Consider the following 20724-nt stretch of genomic DNA (forward strand, 5'->3'; position numbering starts at 1 on the left):
CCGCCGGCCACCCCGTACGATCGGCGGCGTGGCAGGTCGGGCGCGTACGGCGGCAGGACGGCACGGCGCGTGGGGACGTACGGCCGTGCCGTGGCTCCTCGCGCTGCTGCTGGCGGCGGGCTGTACGGCCCCCGAGAAGGCCCCCGACACCGCCACCGACGCGATCGGGCGGACCCTGGAGCGGCGGGCCGCGGCCGTGATGGACCGGGACGAGGACGCGTATCTCGCCGTCCTCGCCCCTTCCGCGCAGGCCCTGCGCGCCACCGCGCGCGAGGAGTTCGAGAACCTCGCGGCCGTGCCGCTCGGCTCCTGGACGTACCACCTCACCGACATCGAACGGACCGGCGACCGGGCCACCGTCCAGGCCGAACTGCGCTACCGGATCGCCGGCTACGACACCGCGCCGGTCGCCACGCCCCGCACGCTGGCGCTTGAGGAGAGCGGCGGACGCTGGTACGTGACCGGTGACCGGGCGGGCGCGGGCGGCGGCCCACAGCTCTGGCAGCAGGGCGAGGTACGGGCCGTACACGGCGACCACAGCCTCGTCCTCGGCGTCGGGGCGGGCCAGGCCGCCGACGCGCGGCTGCGCGGGATCGCGGCCGCCGCCGACCGGGCCGTACCCGCCGTGGACGACGCCTGGCCGGGCCCGTGGGCGCGCCGGGTGGTCCTGCTCGTACCGGACTCCCTGGAGTCCATGGCCGGGCTCCTGAAGGCGCCGGCGGCCGGATACCGCGGCATCGCGGCGGTCACCACCGGCGAGGTCGGCTCCCCGGGCGCGGCGCCCGCCGACCGGATCGTGGTGAACCCCGAGGCATACGGCGACCTGAGCGGCTACGGACAGCGGATCGTCCTCACCCACGAGACCACCCACGTCGCGACCCGGACCGCCACCTCGGCCGCCACTCCGGCATGGCTCTCGGAGGGCTTCGCCGACTGGGTCGCGTACCGGGGTACGGACCGGACGGCGGGCGAGATCGCCCCCGAACTCCAGCGCGCCGTCCGTCGCGGGGAGACTCCCGCCCAACTGCCCTCCGACGAGGACTTCGCCTTCGGCGGCGACGCCGACCGGCTGGCCCGTTCCTACGAGGGCGGCTGGCTGGCCTGTGAACTGATCGCCCGGGACTGGGGCGAGCGGCGGCTGATCGACTTCTACCGGGCCGTGGGCGCGCACCCGGGGCGCGAAGGAGCGGTGGAGAAGGCGGCGCACGACGTGCTCTCCACCACGCCGGACGACCTCACGGCGCGCTGGCGCGACTTTGCTCGTCAGCGTCTGGCCTGAGCGCCGTCGCGTCCCCGTCGCGGGGCCCCGGGACCGTGGCCCGCCACAGCCGCGCACACGCGGTCAGGGTCGCCGCGACCAGCAGCCCGTTCCGCAGGGCGAGCAGCAGGACACCCACCGGGTCGCCGGCCACCACATGCGAGAACAGCAGCGGGAATTCGAGCAGGGTCACCGCGGTCGCGGCCACCACCAGCCACCCGGGCAGGGCCATCCGGCTCGCCCGCAGCGTCAGACAGACGGCCGCCAGACCGACCAGCCAGAGCATGTACTGCGGGCTGATCACCCGGCTCGTGGTGGTGAACAGCAGTACGGCGGCGAACGCGGCGTCGTACAGCGTGCCCGTACCGAACGCGCGCGCCCGCAGCCGCCACACCAGCAGCCAGCCGAAGGACAGGACGGTCAGCGCCAGCGCGGCATTGCTGACCAGCGGGACATACGGCCCGACGAACTCCACCGACCCGTAGTTGAGCAGCACGCTCCCGTTCCAGCCGTAGTGCCTCGCCACCTGGAAGACCATCGCGCCCAGCGACTCGATCTCGGTGCCCCGGTCGCGCTGGAAGGTGAGGAACGCCAGCGCCCCGGGCATCGCGGCGGAACAGACCACGACCAGCAGGGCCGCCACCGCCGCGGCCGTCGCCCAGGACCGCCGGGTGGCCCGGCCGCGCGGGGTGCCCACCAGCAGCAGCACCGGCCACACCTTCAGCAGCGCGCCGAACCCGGCGAGCGCCCCCAGCAGCCGTGGCCGGCGCGCCCCGGCGAGCAGGGCCGCTATCGCCACCGCCGTCACCATCAGGTCGTAGCGCGCGTACGCCGTCGGACCCAGCAGCGGCACCCCCGCCACCCACACCCACGCGCCCCCCGGGGACCGGCCGGTCCGGCGTCCCGCGTACAGCAGCAGACCGAAGGCCGCCGCGTCGCAGAGCAGCGCCAGCACGAAGAAGGCGGAGGAGTAGCCGAGGAACGGCAGCACCGCCGGTGAGACGATCGCCAGCGCCGCCGCGGGCGGATACTGCCAGGTCACATCGTCCAGCGGATAGGTGCCGGTCTTCAGCACCTCGTACCAGCCCTGGTAGATCACCGCGACATCGCCGGTGACGTCGGGCCCCGGCAGCGTGACGACCTTGAAGACGCAGAGCAGCAGCGCCGCCCTGGTGAGGGCCCACACCGCGACCGGGAACCGTGTGCCGTGCGCGCCCGCCATGACCGCCTCATCCTCGTCCGACTCGTACATGATCGCGGGAGTCATGATGCCGGGCGCTGCTGTGCGGGAGCCACGAGGCAGGGCCGCCGGTGCGTTGGGTACTGTCTGCGGCGATGCACAAGACATTGATCGTGACCAATGACTTTCCGCCCAGGCCCGGGGGCATCCAGGCGTTCCTGCACAACATGGCGCTCCGGCTGGACCCCGAGCGGCTCGTCGTCTACGCGTCCACCTGGAAGCACGGGCGCGAGGGCGCGGAGGCGACGGCGGCGTTCGACGCGGAGCAGCCGTTCACCGTCGTACGCGACCGTACGACGATGCTGCTGCCGACCCCGCGCGTCACCCGCAGAGCCACACGGCTGCTGCGCGAGCACGGCTGCGAGTCGGTCTGGTTCGGCGCGGCCGCCCCGCTCGGTCTGATGGCCCCCGCCCTGCGCGCGGCCGGCGCCCGGCGCCTGGTCGCCACCACGCACGGCCACGAGGCGGGCTGGGCCCAGCTGCCCGCCTCCCGCCAGTTGCTACGGCGCATCGGCGAGGGCACGGACACGATCACCTATCTCGGTGAGTACACCCGCTCGCGTATCGCCGCCGCGCTCACTCCCGAGGCCGCCGCGCGCATGGTGCAACTGCCGCCGGGCGTCGACGAGAAGACCTTCCACCCGGGCTCGGGCGGCCAGGCCGTCCGCGAACGGCTCGGCCTCGCGGACCGGCCCGTCGTGGTCTGTGTCTCCCGGCTGGTCCCGCGCAAGGGCCAGGACACGCTGATCCACGCGCTGCCCGCGATCCTGGCGCGGGTGCCGGACACCGTGCTGCTGATCGTCGGCGGCGGGCCGTACGAGGGGGCGCTGCGGAAGCTGGCGGCGGACACGGGGGTGGCCGCCTCGGTGCGTTTCACCGGCGCCGTCCCCTGGTCGGAGCTGCCCGCCCACTTCGGCGCGGGCGATGTCTTCGCGATGCCGTGCCGCACCCGGCGCGGCGGGCTCGACGTCGAGGGCCTGGGCATCGTCTATCTGGAGGCGTCGGCGACGGGGCTGCCGGTGATCGCGGGCGACTCGGGCGGGGCGCCGGACGCGGTGCTGGACGGGGAGACGGGGTGGGTGGTGCGCGGGGGGCCGCGTGCGGTGGCGTCGGCGGATACGGCGGAGCGGGTGGTGGCGCTGCTGCGGGACGCGGAGCTGAGGCGGCGGATGGGGGAGCGGGGGCGGGAGTGGGTGGAGGAGAGGTGGCGCTGGGACTTGCTGGCGTCGCGGCTGAGGTCGTTGCTCTGACGCCGCGCTGAGCAGGCGACGAACTCCCCTACGCCCGGTAAATCGCTTCGATCTCGTCGGCGAAGTCCTTCGCCACCACGTTCCGCTTCAGCTTCAGCGACGGCGTGATGTGCCCCGCCTCCTCCGTGAACTGCCGCGTCAGTACCCGGAACTTCCGTACCGACTCCGCCTTCGACACCGCCGCGTTCCCCTCGTCCACCGCCCGCTGCACCTCGGCCAGCAGCTCCGGGTCCTGGCGCAGCGTCGCCGCCGTCGCGCCGGACGGTTTGCCGTGGTCCTTGGCCCAGCGGGTCAGGAACTCCTCGTCCAGGGTGATCAGCGCGCCCACGAACGGGCGGCCGTCGCCGACGACCATGCACTCCGCGACCAGCGCGTGCGCCCTGATGCGGTCCTCGATCACGGCCGGGGCCACGTTCTTGCCGCCGGCGGTGACCAGGATCTCCTTCTTGCGGCCGGTGATCGCGAGATAGCCGTCCTCGTCGAGCGTGCCGATGTCGCCGGTGTGGAACCAGCCGTCGGCCAGGGCCTCCGCGGTCGCCTCTGGGTTGTTCCAGTAGCCCGTGAACAGGTGCTCGCCGTGGAGCAGTACCTCGCCGTCGTCGGCGATCCGGACGACCGAGCCCGGCAGGGGCTGGCCGACCGTGCCGATCTTCTGCCGGTCCCACGGGTTGAAGGTGGTGGCCGCGCAGGATTCGGTGAGGCCGTAGCCCTCAAGCACCGTGAAGCCGATGCCCCGGTAGAAGTGGCCAAGCCGCTCGCCCAGCGGGGCGCCGCCCGAGATCGCGTACTCGCCGCGTCCGCCGAGGACGGCGCGGAGTTTGCCGTAGACGAGCTTGTCGAAGATCTTGTGCCGGATCCGCAGGCCGAGGGAGGGGCCGCGCGGGGTGGACAGCGCGCGGCTGTACGCGATCGCCGTGTGCGCGGCTTTGTCGAAGACGCGGCCCTTGCCGTCCGCCTGGGCCTTGGCGCGGGCGGAGTTGTAGACCTTCTCGAAGACGCGCGGGACTCCGAGGATCAGCGTCGGCCGGAAGGTCGCCAGATCGTCGGTGAGGTTCTTGATGTCCGGCAGACAGCCGAGCTTGATCGGTGCCATCACGGCCGCCACCTCGACCAGCCGCCCGAAGACATGCGCGGCGGGGAGGAAGAGCAGTACGGAGCACTCGCCCGTGCGGAAGAGGGGTTTGAGGCGTTCCACCGCGTTGCCGCACTCCGCGAAGAAGCTGCGGTGCGTCAGTACACAGCCCTTGGGGCGGCCGGTGGTGCCCGAGGTGTAGACGATGGTCGCCGGGTCGTCCGCCTTCGCGGTCGCGGCGCGCTCGTCGACCGTCGCGTCGGTGATCTCGGCGCCGGCGGCGGTCAGTTCCGCGACCGCGCCGTCGTCGATCCGCCAGACCTTCCGCAGGCCGGGCAGGCCGTCCCGTACCGACTCCACCCTGGCGGCGTGCTCCGGGCTCTCCACGATCGCCGCGACCGCGCCCGAGTCACCGAGCATCCACTGCACCTGCTCGGCCGAGCTGGTCTCGTACACCGGGACGGTGACCCCGCCGGCGCTCCAGATCGCGAAGTCGAGCTGTACCCATTCGAAGCGGGTGCGGGACATCAGTGCGACCCGGTCGCCCGGCTGGATGCCTGCCGCGATCAGGCCTTTGGCGGCGGCCCGTACCTCGGCGAGGAACTGGGTGGCGGTGACATCCGTCCAGGCGCCGGCCACCTTGCGGCCGAGGACCGCGACATCGGGGTGTTGCGCGGCATTGCGGCGGATGAGATCCGTCAGGTTGCCGTCCGCGGGGACCTCGTACAGGGCCGGAAGGCTGAACTCGCGCAAGACTGCTGCTCCTCATCGGGCGCCGGCGCCACGGCTTGTGTGCGCGCCGGTTGCGGTCCAAGACCGGGCAGGTGCTCCATCGGGGCGAGCACAACTGGACTGCCCGGACGTTACCCATCGGTACGGACATACCGATAGAGGGTCCCGGCCAGATGTTCCGTGCGTCACACGTGCTGTGCGGTACTTCGCGCAGAGTAGTCCACACCTCCAGGGGCTGCGGTCACCACGTAAGGAACCGCAGGTCCGGCCCCTCTACCGAGGGTGGAACCGGGGTTCTAGGGTGATCGGCATGCGAGGCATGCGAGTCAATGTGATCAGTGATGTCCATGGGAACGGGCGGGATCTCGCGACGGCGGGCGACGGCGCCGACGCCCTGATCTGTCTCGGCGACCTCGTTCTCTTCCTGGACTACGCGGACCATTCGCGCGGTATCTTCCCCGACCTCTTCGGGGTCGAGAACGCGGACCGGATCGTGGCGCTGAGGACCGCGCGCCGCTTCGACGAGGCACGGGAGTTCGGCCGGGAGCTGTGGGCGGGGCTCGGGCTCGACCCGAAGGCCGCGATCGAGCAGGGTGTGCGGCGCCAGTACGCCGAGTTGTTCGCGGCGTTCCCCACCCCGACGTACGCGACCTACGGCAATGTCGATATCCCGGGCCTCTGGCCGGAGTACGCGCGGCCGGGCACCACCCTGCTGGACGGTGAGCGGGTGGAGCTGGGCGGGCGGGTCTTCGGCTTCGTCGGCGGCGGGTTGCGTACCCCCATGAGCACCCCGTACGAGATCTCCGACGAGGAGTACGCGGCCAAGGTCGAGGCGCTCGGTGAGGTGGATGTGCTCTGCTCGCACATTCCGCCGGACGTGCCCGAGCTGACGTACGACACGGTCGCCCGCCGCTTCGAGCGCGGCAGCACCGCGCTGCTGGACGCCATCCGCCGGACGCGGCCGCGGTACTCCCTGTTCGGGCATGTCCATCAGCCGCTGGCCCGCCGGATGCGGATCGGCGCCACGGAGTGCGTGAACGTGGGGCACTTCGCGTCGACGGGGCGGCCGTGGGCCATGGAATGGTGACCGGCGCACTCGCGATAGCCTGCACCACACATATCCAGAAGCCGGGACAGCCCCAGCACCGGAGGAGCACGGCGATGGCGGAACACACCAGTTCGAGCATCACGATCGAGGCGGCACCGGCCGACGTCATGGACGTGATCGCCGACTTCGACCGCTACCCCGAGTGGACCGGCGAGGTGAAGGAGGCCGAGGTGCTGGCCACCGACAGCCGGGGCCGTGCCGAGCAGGTCAGGCTGGTGCTGGACGCCGGAGCGATCAAGGACGACCACACCCTCGCCTACACCTGGACCGGCGACAACGAGGTCAGCTGGACGCTGGTGAAGTCCCAGATGCTGCGCGCCCTCGACGGCTCGTACCTGCTGGCGCCGGTCGGCTCCGGCACCGAGGTCACCTATCGGCTGACCGTCGACGTCAAGATCCCCATGCTCGGGATGATCAAGCGCAAGGCCGAGAAGGTCATCATCGACCGGGCCCTCGCGGGTCTCAAGAAGCGCGTCGAATCCGTCCCCGGAGCCTGACGCCGATGCGTACGGTCCTTGTCACCGGCCCCGGCGGGGCGGGCCGTACGACCATCGCCGCCGCCACCGCGCTCGCCGCCGCCCGGCCCGGCGTACGTGTCCTGCTGCTCTCCGCCGACCCGCTCGGCGATCTCCTCGCGACGCCTCCCGGTCCGCCGGAGGCCCCCGCTGCGGTACGGGACGGCCTGTGGGCCGCGCGCGTCGACTCCGGCGCGCACTTCCGTACGGAGACACTCGCCTTCCAGGAGCGGGCCGCCACCCTGCTGGACCTGCTCGGAGCCCGCAAGCTGGCCGGTGAGGAACTCACCGAACTGCCGGGCAGCGAACAGTCCGCCCTGCTGCACGCCCTGCGCCGGGCCGCGACCGGCGACTGGGACGTCCTCGTCGTCGACCTGCCACCGCTGCGCGACGCCCTGGCCCTGCTCGCGCTGCCCGAACAACTGCGCCGCTATCTGCGCCGTCTGCTGCCCCAGGAGCGGCAGGCCGCCCGCGCGCTGCGCCCGGTGATGGCCCAGCTCGCCGGGATACCCATGCCCGCGCAGTGGCTGTACGAGACGGCCGCGCGGTGGGACGACGAACTGGCCGCCGTCCAGTCGCTCATCGAGGACCCCGCCACGACCCTGCGGCTGGTCGCCGAGCCGGGGCCCGCCGCGGCCGAGGCCCTGCGCGCCGCCCGCGCCGCGATCGCGCTGTACGGACTGCGCGTCGACACGCTCGTCCCCAACCGGATACTGCCCGGCGACGCCGAGGACCCCTGGCTCGCGGCGCTCGTCGCCCAGCAGCGCAAGTGCCTGGACGAGTGGCACGAGGAATGGCTCCCGGCCGGGACGCCCGTCCACCCGGTGGCTCATCTGGGCCGGGACCCGCGCGGTCCCGACGATCTCGCCCTTCTCGGCCGCGCGCCCGAGGGCGCCGCCGGGAGCCCTGTCGAGGACCCCTGGCCGGTCGAGGACCGGCTCGCCGAGGAGAACCTGCTCGTCTGGTGCCTGCCACTGCCCGGAGCGGTCAAGAGCGAACTCGCGCTGGTACGCAGGGACGATGAACTCCTGCTCACCGTCGGCGCGTTCCGCCGAATCGTTCCGCTGCCGTCCGCGCTGCGCCGCTGCACCGTCACCGGCGCGGCACTCAAGGACGGCGTGCTGCGGGTGAGATTCACCCCCGACCCCGCACTGTGGCCGCGCGCACACTGAACGACGTACCGGCGTTCGGGTACCGTCGAAGGTAAGAACCCTTCCGCTGCCCGTGGCGGAAGACCCTGTCTCTGACGCAGGAGTGCCGCATGAGCGATGCCACCGAGCGCCCCGCAGCCGACTCGGACGCCTGGGCCACGGCATGCGCCGAGGACCTGGAGGCCGAGAAGGCGCGCCGTCGCGCCACCTACGGACCGCGGCCGGGCTCCGCCACCGAGGAACTGCGCAAGCTGGTCGACGCCGTCGCCGACAAGGTCTCCGCGCTGCCGGGCCCGCTGTTCGGCGTGGCCGCGCAGGGCGCCGTCCAGCAGTTCATCAACCAGGCCAAGGCGGCCGTCGAGCCGGTCATCGAGCGCAACCCCGGAGTCTTCGACCATCTCGCCGCCGCGGGCAACGAACTGCTCGCCGCCTACCGCTCCGCCGTCGAGTCCCAGGAAGCCCGCTGGACCCAGGGGACGCCTCCGTCGACCGGCGCCGCCGCACGGGAGACCGAGAAGGCCGGTGATCCCACCGACCCGAGGGACGAAGGACCTGGTCCGGACGGCCGGATCGACCTGGACTGACCACCGGACCGGCAGCGTTGGCCGGGGCCGCGGGGGCCGGTCCCGGGCCCGCCCTCGGGTACGGTTGGCCCTGGACGAGCACGTCCGAAGTCTCGTCTGCCCGGGAACGCTCTCCGGGCGAACGACGACACTTCGGACGTACTCGTCAAGCGGGGCTCGACCGAAAACTGAGGGACACATGGGACTCACCATCGGCGTCGACATCGGCGGCACGAAGATCGCGGCCGGCGTGGTCGACGAAGAGGGCACCATCCTGGAGACGCACAAGGTGCCCACTCCGGGGACCGCCGAAGGCATCGTGGACGCGATCTGCGCCGCGGTCTCCGGGGCCGGCGAGGGACACGAGATCGAGGCCGTCGGCATCGGCGCCGCCGGTTACGTGGACGACAAGCGCGCGACCGTCCTCTTCGCGCCGAACATCAACTGGCGACACGAACCGCTCAAGGACAAGGTCGAGCAGCGGGTCGGTCTGCCGGTCGTCGTGGAGAACGACGCCAACGCCGCGGCCTGGGGCGAGTACCGCTTCGGAGCCGGGCAGGGCCACGACGACGTCATCTGCATCACGCTCGGAACGGGGCTCGGCGGCGGCATCATCATCGGCAACAAGCTGCGCCGCGGACGCTTCGGTGTGGCCGCCGAGTTCGGGCACATCCGGGTCGTGCCCGACGGGCTGCTGTGCGGTTGCGGCAGCCAGGGGTGCTGGGAGCAGTACGCGTCAGGGCGTGCTCTCGTCCGGTACGCCAGGCAGCGCGCCAACGCGACCCCGGAGAACGCCGCGACGCTGCTCGGTCTCGGCGACGGCACCCCGGAGGGCATCGAGGGCAGGCACATCAGCGCGGCGGCCCGCGCCGGTGACCCCGTCGCCATCGACTCCTTCCGTGAGCTGGCCCGTTGGGCGGGCGCCGGTCTCGCCGATCTGGCCTCGCTCTTCGACCCGTCCGCGTTCATCGTCGGCGGCGGGGTGTCGGACGAGGGCGAGTTGGTCCTCGACCCGATCCGCAAGTCCTTCCGGCGCTGGCTGATCGGTGGCGAGTGGCGCCCGCACGCCCAGGTGCTCGCGGCCCAACTGGGCGGCGAGGCAGGGCTCGTGGGAGCCGCGGACCTGGCCCGGCAGGGCTGATCGGCGGGGCCTCGGGCGATCGCGCCCGCCGTCACCGCGTCGTCGGTGCGGCGGGCGCCGCCATGTCCGGGGTCGGTGGTGTCGGCGCTCACGGCCGATTCGCCTGCCGCTATCTTGGCGGCATGGCGATGCCCACGCTGCCCGACTCCCGTACCGAGCCGGATGGTTCGGCGGTGATCCGGGTGCTCAGCTACAACATCCGCTCCCTGCGCGACGACAACGCGGCGCTGGCGCGGGTGATCAGGGCCTGTGCGCCCGATCTGGTCTTCGTCCAGGAGGCACCGCGATTCTTCCGCTGGCGCAAACGCGCGGCCTGGCTGGCGAAGCACACCGATCTCGTGGTGCTGAGCGGCGGCGCCACCGCGGCCGGACCGCTGCTGCTCTGCTCGCTGCGCGCCACGGTCGAGCGGACCGAGGACATCCTGCTGCCGCTCACCCCGGGGCTCCACCGGCGGGGATTCGCGACGGCGGTGGTACGGATCGCGGGCGCCCGGATCGGGCTGCTCAGCTGCCACCTGAGCCTCCGGGACGATGAACGCCACGCGCAGGCGGGGATGGTGCTCGACCGGCTCAAGACCATGGGCGTGCCGCACACGATCGTCGCCGGAGACCTCAACGACCGCCCCACCGGGCGTAGTTTCCGGCTGCTCGCCGGGGAACTCCAGGACTGCCGGGCCGTCGCGCCCTGGGGGGACGAGTACACCTCGCCCGCCGAGCACCCGCGCCAGCGCATTGACGCGATCTTCGCCACACCCGGCATCGACGTGCTCGGCTGCGGGGTGCCACGCGATCTGCCGGGCCTCTACGAGGCCGACCTGAGGGCGGCGACGGATCACCTTCCGGTGCTGGCCGCCCTCCGCGTACCGGCGTCCTGAGCCGCCCCGCCGCCGGGACCGGCTCCGCTCCCGGGACCGGCCCCGCCGCCGGGACCGGCCCCGCCACCGGGACCGGCTCCGTCAGACCACCGCGCCGCGTCCCGGATCGTCGCTCTCGTCGTCGTCGGGATTCATCCGTGCCACCAGCGTGACGAAACCGCCCAGGAAGCCGCCGACGCAGAGCGTGGTCAGCCACCAGGTCATGTCCCACCGCAGCAGCACGGCGATCAGCATCAGCACCGGGCCGCCGATCACCCCGAGCCAGGCGAATCTGGCCGTCGTGTCGGACTCCGGCAGCGGCGGCGGCTCCGGCGGGACGAAATGCCCCTCGTCGCTCTCGTCGAGGTCGTCCTCCTTCGGCTCGGCCAGCTGGTAGTCGCGCGGCCCGCCGACGCCGGGCGCGAAGATCACCGAACCGCCCAGCCTGGGCTTTCCGTCCTCGGCGTCCGGATCCGGCTCCTTCTCGGCCCGCTGCTCCGGCTGCTTCTCGGGGGGCTTGCTCAGCGTCTTGTCCGCGGCCGGGGCCTCCGCCGCGCCCGCGGCCCCCGCCTCCGGCCCGGCCTCCGGGGCCGTACTGTTCCGTTCGCTCTCCAGCAGGGCCTGATCGTCAACCGACTTGAACGGCTTGGCGCCCGGCGGATCCGCCGGCTCCTCGCCGTACCCGGCCACGATCGCCGCCCAGGCCGCGTCCTCGTCGATCGGCTGCGGCTCACGGTCCGCGTCATGCTCAGCCACCGGTGGTGCTCCCCTTCTTCCCGACACTCGGAGCGAGCCGGCCGATGAACGCGTGACTCTCCTCGAAAATCCGCTCCGCGTCATAGTCCAACGTCGCCACGTGGTAGCTCTGTTCCAGCAAGACCTCACGGACATCCACCGACGAGACCCGGGACAGGATCCTGGCCGAGTCGGCGGGCGGCACCACATGGTCCTGGGGGCTGTGCAGCAGCAGCAACGGCTGGGTGACCTGCGGCAGCGCCGTGTCCACCAGCCGGAAGAAATTCCGCAGTGAGTACGCGGCGTGCAGTGGCACCCGGTCGTAACCGAGCTCCCGCGCCCCCTCCTTGGCGATATCGCTCGTCAGCCCCTTGGTCGTCGGAACCAGATGACGGATCACCGGCAGCGCGTACGCCGCCGCTCCGTGCACCTTGATCCCGGGATTGACCACCACGACCCCGCTGACCTCCGAGCCGTGCCTGGCCGCCAGCCGCAGCGCCAGCGCCCCGCCCATCGACAGCCCGAGGACAAAGACCTGGGCACACCGCTCCAGCAGCTCCCGCAGCGCCCGGTCCACCTCCGCGTACCAGTCCTGCCAGCCGGTGACCTGCATGTCCTGCCAGCGAGTGCCGTGCCCGGGCAGCAGCGGCAGCGAGACGGTCAGCCCGCGCTCGGCCAGATACCCGGCCCAGGGGCGCAGCGACTGTGGGGAACCGGTGAATCCGTGACAGAGAAGGACACCGACCTCGCCGCCCTCATGGCGGTACGGCTCGGCTCCAGGAAGGACCGGCACCGGGTACTCCTGTTCGTGAGGATCGGAAACTGTACTTCACCGTACGCGACCGGACCGACACCGACCAGATCCGTCGGGCACCCATGAAGGGGAGCGCGGGGAGCCCACGGGTTAAGGTCGGTGCGACAGCACACAGGAGGCATTCGAGTTGATCTACGGCGCCATGAAGTTCTCCATCGGAGGGTCGCTGAAGCTTGCCTTCAGGCCCTGGGTGGAGGGTCTGGAGAACATTCCCGCCGACGGTCCGGCGATCCTCGCGAGCAACCATCTCTCGTTCTCGGACTCGTTCTTCCTCCCGGCGGTGCTCGACCGCAAGGTCACCTTCATCGCCAAGGCCGAGTACTTCACCTCGCCCGGGGTGAAGGGCAAGCTCACCGCCGCGTTCTTCAAGGGCGTGGGACAGCTGCCGGTGGACCGCTCGGGCGCGCGCGGCGCGGGCGAGGCCGCGATCCAGAGCGGTATCAAGGTCCTGGCGAACGGTGAACTCTTCGGTATCTACCCGGAGGGCACCCGCTCGCCCGACGGCCGTCTCTACCGCGGCAAGCCCGGCGGCCTCGCACGCGTGGCGCTCGCCTCCGGCGCGCCGGTCATCCCGGTCGCCATGATCGACACGGAGAAGATCCAGCCGCCCGGCAAGGTCGTCCCGAAGCTGATGCGCCCGGGGATCAGGATCGGCGAACCACTGGACTTCACCCGCTATCAGGGCATGGAGGGCGACCGGTTCATCCTGCGGTCGGTCACCGACCAGGTGATGTACGAGATCATGAAGCTCTCCGGGCAGGAGTACGTCGACATCTACGCGACGGCGGCCAAGCGCCAACTCGCCGAAGCGGCGAAGGCGTCGGACACCGGCGGGGAGTGAGCCGTACCGGCCGGGCGTGAGCCGTACCGGCCGGGCGTGAGCCGTACCGGCCGGGCGTGAGCCGTACCGGCGGAGGGTGAGCCGTACCGGCCGGGCCTGAGTCGGCGTCGAACGGGCCGCGGAGCGACAAACAGGGGGGCGAGTGGCCAGGCGCGAGCGCGTCGTACGGATGTCCGTGGAGCAGCCGCTGTGGCGTGCGCTGACCGCGTACCGCGTACTGACCATGGTCTACGCGGTCCTGATCTTCCTCCTCCAGCGCGAGCGCTTCGAACGCCCCTGGATCGCCGCCTGTTACCTCGCGTTCCTGGCCGTATGGACCCTCGCCACCCTGCCCAGGGTGGCGAACGCCGCCAGCTGCACCAAGCGCTTCCTGGTCGCCGATCTGACCGTCGCGGTCACCGGCATCCTGCTCACACCGCTCGCCGACACCCACGCCCAGCAGGTCGACGGCCCCACCCTGCCCTCGATATGGGCCGCGGGCGCGGTCCTCGCCTTCGCCGTCAAGGGCGGCTGGCGCTGGGCCGCGGTCGCCTCCTCCGTCGTCGCCGTCGCCAACCTGGTCGAGCGCGCGCACCCCAGCCGGGACACCCTCCACAATGTCCTGCTCGTCTGGGTCGCCTCCATCGCCATCGGTTACGTCGTCGAGGTGGCCCGCGCCTCCGAACGTACCCTCGCCCGCGCCCTGGAGATCGAGGCCGCGACCCGCGAGCGCGAGCGGCTGGCCCGTGACATCCACGACAGCGTCCTCCAGGTGCTCGCGATGGTGCAGCGGCGCGGTACGGCGCTGGGCGGTGAGGCCGCCGAACTGGGCAGGCTGGCGGGGGAGCAGGAGATAGCCCTGCGCACCCTGGTCTCCAGCGGCCTGGTGCCCGCCTCCCGCGCGGCCCACGACACGGTGGTCCGTACGGCGGTGGAGGACGACGACGAGCCGTTGGACCTGCGCACGCTCCTCGCGCCGTACGCCGGTTCGCGGATCACCTTCTCGGAACCGGGTGCTCCGGTACTGCTGCCGTCGGCCGCCGCCAAGGAACTGGCGGCGGCTGTCGGTGCCGCCCTGGACAATGTCGGCAGACACGCGGGCACCGACGCCCACGCCTGGATCCTGGTCGAGGAGTGGCCGGACGAAGTGATCGTGACCGTACGGGACGACGGCCCCGGCATCCCGGAGGGCCGGCTCGCCCAGGCCGAAGGGGAGGGGCGGCTCGGCGTCGCCCTCTCGATCCGCGGCCGGCTGCGGGACCTGGGCGGCACGGCCGAGCTGATCTCGGTGCCGGGACAGGGCACGGAAGTCGAGTTGAAGGTTCCACGGGGGGAGACACCGCGATGAGCGAACAGACGGACCCGATCAGGGTGATGGTGGTCGACGACCATCCGATGTGGCGTGACGCCGTCGCGCGCGATCTGGAGGCGGCCGGCTTCGAGGTGGTCGCGACCGCGGAGGACGGCCCGCAGGCGGTGCGCCGCGCGAAGGCCACCGCGCCGCGGGTGCTCGTGCTCGACCTCAATCTGCCCGGTATGCCGGGCGTTCAGGTCTGCAAGGAGTTGGTCGGCTCCCATCCCGGACTCCGCGTCCTGGTGCTCTCCGCCAGCGGCGAGCACGCCGATGTCCTGGAGGCGGTGAAGTCGGGCGCCACCGGCTATCTGCTCAAGTCGGCGCGTACGGAAGACCTGATCGACGCCGTACACCGCACCGCCGTCGGCGACCCGGTCTTCACCCCGGGCCTCGCGGGCCTGGTGCTCGGGGAGTACCGCCGACTCGCCTCCGAGCCCGCGCCCGCCGCCCCCGACGAGCCCAAGGCCCCGGAACTGACCGAGCGCGAGACCGAAGTGCTGCGGCTGGTCGCCAAGGGCCTCTCGTACAAGCAGATCGCCGAACGGCTGGTCATCTCGCACCGCACCGTGCAGAACCACGTGCAGAACACCCTCGGCAAGCTCCAACTCCACAACCGCGTCGAGCTGGTGCGCTACGCCATCGAACGCGGTCTTGACGACGTCTGAGCCGCCCGCCCCCGAAGATTCCCGCCACAAGCCTCCATCCGCCCTCTGGTGCAACGCAATTGACCCTGCGCACCATGCCGGAGTGACCTGAGTCACCCTTCCTGTGGCCCGGGTACCCGATCGATGGCGAAGGGGAGTGTTTTCCATGCGCGTCGGAGTACTGACCGGGGGCGGCGACTGTCCCGGGCTCAACGCGGTCATCCGCGGCATCGTACGCAAGGGTGTCCAGGAATACGGCTACGAATTCACGGGGTTCAGGGACGGCTGGCGAGGACCGCTGGACGACGACACCCTACGGCTCGACATTCCCGTGGTGCGCGGCATCCTGCCCCGCGGCGGCACCATCCTCGGCTCCTCACGCACCAACCCCCTCAAGGCCGAGGACGGCGTCCACCGCATCAGGGAGACCCTTGCCGCGCACCGCGTCGACGCGCTGATCGTGATCGGCGGCGAGGACACCCTCGGGGTGGCGGCCGAGCTCTCCGACACCCACGGCATCCCCTGCGTCGGCGTACCCAAGACGATCGACAACGACCTCTCGGCCACCGACTACACCTTCGGCTTCGACACCGCGGTCGGCATCGCCACCGAGGCCATCGACCGGCTGCACACCACCGCCGAATCCCATATGCGCGTCCTGGTCTGCGAGGTGATGGGCCGTCACGCCGGCTGGATCGCCCTGCACTCGGGCCTGGCCGGCGGGGCGAACGTCATCCTCATACCGGAGCAGCGCTTCGACGTCGACCAGGTCTGCGCCTGGGTGACCTCCCGCTTCAAGGCCTCGTACGCCCCGATCGTCGTCGTCGCGGAGGGCGCGATGCCCAAGGACGGCGATCTGGTCCTCAAGGACGGCACGCTGGACTCCTTCGGCCATGTCCGGCTGTCGGGCGTCGGCGAATGGCTGGCCAAGGAGATCGAGCGGCGCACCGGCAAGGAGGCCAGGACGACGGTGCTCGGCCATGTACAGCGCGGCGGAACCCCGAGCGCCTTCGACCGCTGGCTGGCCACCCGCTTCGGTCTGCACGCGATCGAGGCGGTACGCGACGGCGACTACGGAAAGATGGTCGCCCTGCGCGGGACCGACATCGTCCGCGTCCCGATCTCCGAGGCCACGGCCCGGCTCAAAACGGTCAGGCCGGAGTTGTACGAAGAGGCCGGTGTCTTCTTCGGCTGAGCTCCCTTCGGCTGAGCTCCGTCCGGCTGATCTCCGTTCGGCTGAGCTCGGTCCGGCTGAGCTCCGTGCGCCTCCGGGGGCCGTCGCCGCATCCCACCCCGGCGACGGCCCCCGCCTCACGTCACCTCACGTCGACGACCCCCCGCCCGAGGGCCATCACCCCCGCGAGCAGCCCCGCCACCACTTCCGGACCGTTCAGCGTCAGCACCGACTCCGGATGGAACTGCACCGAGGCGAAACCACCGCCCCGCAGCCCGTACACCTCCCCGCTCGCCGCGTCCCGGCTCACCTCCACCCCGTGTGCCGCCAACTCCCGCGCCGCCGCGTCGTCGCACCGCGCGGTGAAGCTGTTGTAGAAGCCGACGGTCTCCTCCCGACCGAACAGGTCGATCCGGGTCTGCGCGCCCTGGTAAGGGACGCGCTTGCGTACGGTCTCCAGGCCCAGTTCGGCCGCGATCAGCTCATGGCCGAGGCAGACCCCGAGCAGCCCGTTCCGCCGCCCCCGGATCAGGTCGGCCGCCAGCCCCCGCAGCAACCGCATCTTGGGATCCGTCATATCCCCCGGATCACCCGGACCTGGCCCCAGCACCACTGGCCCCTCGTGCCCGAGCACACCCTCGCGCAGCCCCGGCTCGTCGAAGCGCCGCACCGTCACCTCCAGGCCGGACGAGCGCAGCACATGCGCCAGCATCGCGGTGAAGGTGTCCTCGCCGTCGACGACCAGCGCGTGCCCGGTGAGCGTCGCGGACGCCGTCCGCATCCGCAGCCAGAACGGCGCGAGGTCCGCGCGCCGCGCGTCCAGCGCGGCCCGCACCCTCGGGTCGTCGGCGAGCCGCGGCCGCGCGGACTCCCCGACCGGCCGGCCCGGCCGGACGCCGAGGGCCGCCAGCACCCCCGCCGCCTTGGCGTGGGTCTCGGCGACCTCGCTCTCCGGGCGCGAATGCCGTACGAGCGTCGCCCCCACCGGCACCCGCAGCCCGCCGTCGCGGTCGATGTCGGCGGTACGGATCAGGATGGGGGAGTCGAGAGTCCGCGCCCCGCCGGCGTCCCGCCCGATGAGCGCGAGCGCGCCCCCGTAGTAGCCGCGCCCGCCGGCCTCATGGCGTTCGATGACCCGGCAGGCGTTCTGCACCGGCGAGCCGGTGACCGTCGCCGCGAACATCGTCTCCTTCAGCACCTCGCGCACATCGAGCGACGACCGGCCGCGCAACTCGTACTCGGTGTGCGCGAGATGGGCCATCTCCTTGAGCCGGGGGCCGATCACCACCCCGCCCCGGTCGCCGACGGCGCACATCATCTTCAGCTCCTCGTCGACGACCATGGAGAGCTCCTCCGTCTCCTTGCGGTCGCCCAGGAACTCCAGCAGCGCTTCCGGGGACGGGCCCTGCGGCGGATAGCGGAAGGTCCCGCTGATCGGGTTCATCACGACGGTCCCGCCGCTCATCCGGACATGGACCTCGGGGCTGGCGCCGACCAGGGTGCGTTCGCCGGTGTGGACGAGGAACGTCCAGTACGCGCCGCGCTCACCGGCGAGCAGCCGCCGGAAGAGGGCGAGCGCGTCCGCCCGCCCGAAACCGGGGACACGGCCCTCGAAGGTCCGCCGGATGACGAAGTTCGCGCCCTCGCCCTGTCCGATCTCGTCCTCGATCACCCGCCGTACGATCTCCGCGTACCGCTCGTCGTCGATGTCGAACGCGCCGTCCTCGACCCGTACGTCGTGGGCGGGCAGCCGGGCGAGGAGTTCCGCGAGGGGCAGTTCATAGGTCTCGTCCGCGACCAGCACGGCCAGCGGGGTCCCGTCGTCCCGTACGTCGAAGCCGCGCTCCCTGATCTGCCGGAACGGCACCAGCGCGAGCGAGGGCACGGCCCCGTCGGGCAGCTCGGCCAGCCGGTCGGCCTCGTGGACGGATCCGATCAGCAGCTCCACGACGCCGTGGTCCCGGCCGGGTGTGCGGCGGCGGAGCAGGGCGAAGGGCGGGCAGTCGTCGTCCAGGAGCCGTGCGACGAGCGTCCGCGGTGTTCCGTCTGTCACTGTCATCTGCGGTGTTCCTTCCGAGTGGAGGGGGAGGAACGGCCCGCTTCTCCGGTCCGAACACCGGACCCGGAAAACACTGAAGGCCGCCCCTCGGGCGGCCTTCGCGATTCGTGGTGCGCGCGTGAATCAGTGGGCCGCCGAGCGAGCGGTCCACCACCAGGTCTGATTCGAGTGCGCGAACATGAGCGGCACCTTAGCGCATCCGCCCCGCGAGCTCCTTGGCGCTCCGCCCCGCGAGCTCCTTGGCGCTCCGCCCCGCGAGCTCCTTGGCGCTCCGCCCCGCGAGCCCCGCGTTCCATACTGTGAGCGCCGACTGTGCCACGGCGCGCGACCACGTAATCTGGAGCGCGTGACAGTGAATGCTGAGAACCCCGCCGCCCATGTGCCCTCCTGGCAAGATCTTCCCGCTGCCCAGCAGCCGGAGTATCCGGACCAGGAAGCCCTGCGCGAGGTCGTGGCCGAGCTGAGGTCCTATCCTCCGCTCGTCTTCGCGGGCGAGTGCGACCAGCTGCGCGCCCGGATGGGAGCCGTCGCCAAGGGCGAGGCGTTCCTGCTCCAGGGCGGCGACTGCGCCGAGGCGTTCGACGCCGTCTCCGCCGATCACATCCGCAACAAGCTGAAGACCCTCCTCCAGATGGGCGCCGTCCTCACGTACGCGGCGTCCGTGCCGGTGGTGAAGGTCGGCCGGATCGCCGGGCAGTACTCGAAGCCGCGCTCCAAGGGCACCGAGACCCGCGACGGCGTGACGCTGCCGACGTACCGCGGCGACTCCGTCAACGGTTTCGAGTTCAACGAGAAAGCGCGAATCCCGGATCCCGAGCGGCTCAAGCGGATGTACCACGCGTCCGCCGCCACACTCAATCTGGTCCGCGCCTTCACCACCGGCGGCTACGCCGATCTGCGCCAGGTGCACGCCTGGAACCAGGACTTCGTCAAGTCGTCCCCGTCGGGCCAGCGTTACGAGCAGCTCGCCCGCGAGATCGACAACGCGCTGAACTTCATGAAGGCCGCGGGCACCGACCCGGCGGAGTTCCGCACGGTCGAGTTCTTCTCCTCGCACGAGGCGCTGCTGCTGGACTACGAGTCGGCGCTGACCCGGGTCGACTCCCGTACCGGCCGGCTGTACGACGTCTCCGGCCACATGGTCTGGATCGGTGAGCGCACCCGCCAGCTGGACGGCGCGCACATCGAGTTCGCCTCGAAGATCAACAACCCGATCGGGATCAAGCTCGGTCCGACGACGACGGTCGACGAGGCGCTCACCTACATCGACCGGCTCGACCCCGACCGCGAGCCCGGCCGGCTGACCTTCATCGTCCGGATGGGCGCCGACAAGGTCAGGGACAAGCTCCCCGAGCTGGTCGAGAAGGTCACGGCCTCCGGTGCGACGGTGGCGTGGGTGACCGACCCGATGCACGGCAACACCTTCGAGGCGGCCTCCGGCCACAAGACCCGCCGCTTCGACGATGTGCTCGACGAGGTCAAGGGCTTCTTCGAGGTCCACAAGGGCCTCGGCACCCACCCGGGCGGTATCCATGTGGAGCTGACCGGCGACGATGTCACCGAGTGCGTGGGCGGCGGCGACGAGATCTTCGTCGACGATCTGCACCAGCGCTACGAGACGGCCTGCGACCCGCGGCTCAACCGCAGCCAGTCGCTCGACCTGGCCTTCCTGGTCGCCGAGATGTACCGCGACCAGTAGGAACGCCGCGGCGGGCCGGAACGCCACGATGGGGCACGGATCGATGTGATCCGTGCCCCATCGGTCTTACCCGGACTTTTGCGTCGCGGAGGTGGCAGGTAAGGTTAGGTTAGCCTCACCTCGAATCCGGGGTGGCCAGAACCAGCGACCCCTCCGGGAGGTGAACCGCGTGTACGTCTGCTCGTGCTTCGGCATCACCGAAACACAGGTGAAGGAACACGCGGCGGCCGGGGCGTGCACACCCCGCCAGATAGCGTCGGTCAGCAAGGCCGGCACCGACTGCGGATCGTGCGTACGCCGTATCCAGTCCCTTCTGGGCCGTGGCGGCTGCCCCCGCCGCGAGCTGCTCGACCAGGCCGCCCCCGCGCTCGTGGCACTCGACGCACCGGAGGGCACGGCCCCGCCCGCGCTGCGGAACGCGGCCTAGGGCCTTTCGTTTGGATCAGGCCGGGCTCGCGTGCCCTGGCACCGCGCCTCGCCGCGTTGTCGTCAGTCGCCGACGCTCCGCGTCGGCTCCCTCCTCCGCCTTGCGATCCACGGC

General features: G+C 71.7%; 19 protein-coding genes. 14 read left to right on the forward strand and 5 right to left on the reverse strand.

The features are described 5' to 3' along the window. Window positions 1–28 precede the first annotated feature (28 nt). Window positions 29–1279 (forward strand): hypothetical protein, encoded by a 1251-nt coding sequence (locus ABTZ59_RS24305; protein WP_503003529.1) that lies wholly within the window; start codon window positions 29–31, stop codon window positions 1277–1279. Here the strand turns inward: ABTZ59_RS24305 and ABTZ59_RS24310 are convergent. Beyond that, window positions 1236–2480: a glycosyltransferase 87 family protein gene (locus tag ABTZ59_RS24310; RefSeq protein WP_351414458.1), complete on the reverse strand. Its 1245-nt coding sequence runs from the start codon at window positions 2478–2480 to the stop codon at window positions 1236–1238. The two genes, ABTZ59_RS24305 and ABTZ59_RS24310, sit on opposite strands and share 44 nt — an antisense overlap. 113 nt (window positions 2481–2593) lie before the next feature. Between ABTZ59_RS24310 and ABTZ59_RS24315 the strand changes: the two genes are divergently transcribed. Continuing rightward, a complete protein-coding gene (locus ABTZ59_RS24315) occupies window positions 2594–3748 on the forward strand; it encodes a glycosyltransferase family 4 protein (protein WP_351414331.1) in 1155 nt (384 codons plus the stop codon). 28 nt (window positions 3749–3776) lie between these two features. Here the strand turns inward: ABTZ59_RS24315 and ABTZ59_RS24320 are convergent, their stop codons facing one another. Continuing rightward, the gene (locus ABTZ59_RS24320; RefSeq protein WP_351414339.1) at window positions 3777–5573 is read right to left on the reverse strand and encodes an AMP-dependent synthetase/ligase; all 1797 of its coding nucleotides are present in this window, start codon (window positions 5571–5573) and stop codon (window positions 3777–3779) included. Window positions 5574–5871: 298 nt separating this feature from the next. Between ABTZ59_RS24320 and ABTZ59_RS24325 the strand changes: the two genes are divergently transcribed. From ABTZ59_RS24325 to ABTZ59_RS24350, 6 genes are all read left to right on the forward strand, one after another. Next, window positions 5872–6639 (forward strand): metallophosphoesterase family protein, encoded by a 768-nt coding sequence (locus tag ABTZ59_RS24325; RefSeq protein WP_249950939.1) that lies wholly within the window; start codon window positions 5872–5874, stop codon window positions 6637–6639. A 74-nt stretch (window positions 6640–6713) separates the two neighbouring features. Then, window positions 6714–7157, forward strand: a complete 444-nt coding sequence (locus ABTZ59_RS24330) for an SRPBCC family protein (protein ID WP_351414344.1) — start codon at window positions 6714–6716, stop codon at window positions 7155–7157. Between the two features lie 5 nt (window positions 7158–7162). Beyond that, window positions 7163–8347 carry an ArsA family ATPase gene (locus ABTZ59_RS24335; RefSeq protein WP_351414351.1) on the forward strand — a complete coding sequence of 395 codons (1185 nt, stop codon included), beginning with the start codon at window positions 7163–7165 and terminating at the stop codon, window positions 8345–8347. An 89-nt stretch (window positions 8348–8436) separates the two neighbouring features. After that, a complete protein-coding gene (locus ABTZ59_RS24340; RefSeq protein ID WP_351414358.1) occupies window positions 8437–8910 on the forward strand; it encodes a DUF5304 domain-containing protein in 474 nt (157 codons plus the stop codon). Window positions 8911–9088: 178 nt separating this feature from the next. Then, entirely contained in the window at window positions 9089–10030 is a 942-nt protein-coding gene (locus ABTZ59_RS24345; RefSeq protein ID WP_351414372.1) for an ROK family glucokinase, read from the forward strand. A gap of 122 nt (window positions 10031–10152) precedes the next feature. Further along, the gene (locus tag ABTZ59_RS24350; protein WP_351414382.1) at window positions 10153–10905 is read left to right on the forward strand and encodes an endonuclease/exonuclease/phosphatase family protein; all 753 of its coding nucleotides are present in this window, start codon (window positions 10153–10155) and stop codon (window positions 10903–10905) included. Between the two features lie 81 nt (window positions 10906–10986). Here the strand turns inward: ABTZ59_RS24350 and ABTZ59_RS24355 are convergent, their stop codons facing one another. Together ABTZ59_RS24355 and ABTZ59_RS24360 are read right to left on the reverse strand one after the other, a co-directional pair. Further along, window positions 10987–11640 (reverse strand): hypothetical protein, encoded by a 654-nt coding sequence (locus ABTZ59_RS24355; RefSeq protein WP_351414387.1) that lies wholly within the window; start codon window positions 11638–11640, stop codon window positions 10987–10989. Further along, the gene (locus ABTZ59_RS24360; RefSeq protein ID WP_351414391.1) at window positions 11633–12412 is read right to left on the reverse strand and encodes an alpha/beta hydrolase; all 780 of its coding nucleotides are present in this window, start codon (window positions 12410–12412) and stop codon (window positions 11633–11635) included. Before ABTZ59_RS24360 ends, ABTZ59_RS24355 begins: the two co-directional genes overlap by 8 nt. 148 nt (window positions 12413–12560) lie before the next feature. Here ABTZ59_RS24360 and ABTZ59_RS24365 point away from each other — a divergent pair, with 148 nt between their 5' ends. The 4 genes from ABTZ59_RS24365 to ABTZ59_RS24380 all read left to right on the forward strand — a co-directional run bounded on the left by ABTZ59_RS24365 (window position 12561) and on the right by ABTZ59_RS24380 (window position 16446). Further along, on the forward strand, window positions 12561–13274 hold the full coding sequence (locus ABTZ59_RS24365) for a lysophospholipid acyltransferase family protein (RefSeq protein ID WP_351414394.1): 714 nt from the start codon (window positions 12561–12563) through the stop codon (window positions 13272–13274). Window positions 13275–13416: 142 nt separating this feature from the next. Next, the gene (gene macS, locus ABTZ59_RS24370; protein ID WP_351414401.1) at window positions 13417–14601 is read left to right on the forward strand and encodes a MacS family sensor histidine kinase; all 1185 of its coding nucleotides are present in this window, start codon (window positions 13417–13419) and stop codon (window positions 14599–14601) included. Continuing rightward, on the forward strand, window positions 14598–15272 hold the full coding sequence (locus ABTZ59_RS24375) for a response regulator (protein ID WP_351414408.1): 675 nt from the start codon (window positions 14598–14600) through the stop codon (window positions 15270–15272). The genes macS and ABTZ59_RS24375 overlap by 4 nt, the downstream gene beginning before the upstream one ends. Before the next feature lie 145 nt (window positions 15273–15417). Beyond that, entirely contained in the window at window positions 15418–16446 is a 1029-nt protein-coding gene (locus ABTZ59_RS24380) for a 6-phosphofructokinase (RefSeq protein ID WP_351414413.1), read from the forward strand. Between the two features lie 121 nt (window positions 16447–16567). Here ABTZ59_RS24380 and ABTZ59_RS24385 read toward each other — a convergent pair whose 3' ends face one another. Further along, window positions 16568–18484, reverse strand: a complete 1917-nt coding sequence (locus ABTZ59_RS24385; protein ID WP_351414418.1) for an anthranilate synthase family protein — start codon at window positions 18482–18484, stop codon at window positions 16568–16570. A gap of 346 nt (window positions 18485–18830) precedes the next feature. Between ABTZ59_RS24385 and ABTZ59_RS24390 the strand changes: the two genes are divergently transcribed. Together ABTZ59_RS24390 and ABTZ59_RS24395 are read left to right on the forward strand one after the other, a co-directional pair. Beyond that, the gene (locus ABTZ59_RS24390) at window positions 18831–20183 is read left to right on the forward strand and encodes a class II 3-deoxy-7-phosphoheptulonate synthase (protein WP_351414424.1); all 1353 of its coding nucleotides are present in this window, start codon (window positions 18831–18833) and stop codon (window positions 20181–20183) included. A 160-nt stretch (window positions 20184–20343) separates the two neighbouring features. Beyond that, complete coding sequence (locus tag ABTZ59_RS24395; protein WP_351414428.1) at window positions 20344–20610, forward strand: (2Fe-2S)-binding protein; 267 nt, start codon at window positions 20344–20346, stop codon at window positions 20608–20610. Window positions 20611–20724: the final 114 nt, after the last annotated feature.

The sequence above is a fragment of the Streptomyces sp. NPDC094034 genome (assembly GCF_040303865.1).
Classification (GTDB): domain Bacteria; phylum Actinomycetota; class Actinomycetes; order Streptomycetales; family Streptomycetaceae; genus Streptomyces.

Bases quoted from the DNA above. Each gene is read 5' to 3' on its own strand.
- ABTZ59_RS24310 (WP_351414458.1), bottom strand. From the start codon at position 2,480: ATGGCGGGCGCGCACGGCACACGGTTCCCGGTCGCGGTGTGGGCCCTC.
- ABTZ59_RS24315 (WP_351414331.1), top strand. From the start codon at position 2,594: ATGCACAAGACATTGATCGTGACCAATGACTTTCCGCCCAGGCCCGGG.
- ABTZ59_RS24325 (WP_249950939.1), top strand. From the start codon at position 5,872: ATGCGAGTCAATGTGATCAGTGATGTCCATGGGAACGGGCGGGATCTC.
- ABTZ59_RS24330 (WP_351414344.1), top strand. From the start codon at position 6,714: ATGGCGGAACACACCAGTTCGAGCATCACGATCGAGGCGGCACCGGCC.
- ABTZ59_RS24335 (WP_351414351.1), top strand. From the start codon at position 7,163: ATGCGTACGGTCCTTGTCACCGGCCCCGGCGGGGCGGGCCGTACGACC.
- ABTZ59_RS24340 (WP_351414358.1), top strand. From the start codon at position 8,437: ATGAGCGATGCCACCGAGCGCCCCGCAGCCGACTCGGACGCCTGGGCC.
- ABTZ59_RS24345 (WP_351414372.1), top strand. From the start codon at position 9,089: ATGGGACTCACCATCGGCGTCGACATCGGCGGCACGAAGATCGCGGCC.
- ABTZ59_RS24350 (WP_351414382.1), top strand. From the start codon at position 10,153: ATGGCGATGCCCACGCTGCCCGACTCCCGTACCGAGCCGGATGGTTCG.
- ABTZ59_RS24375 (WP_351414408.1), top strand. From the start codon at position 14,598: ATGAGCGAACAGACGGACCCGATCAGGGTGATGGTGGTCGACGACCAT.
- ABTZ59_RS24380 (WP_351414413.1), top strand. From the start codon at position 15,418: ATGCGCGTCGGAGTACTGACCGGGGGCGGCGACTGTCCCGGGCTCAAC.
- ABTZ59_RS24385 (WP_351414418.1), bottom strand. From the start codon at position 18,484: ATGACAGTGACAGACGGAACACCGCGGACGCTCGTCGCACGGCTCCTG.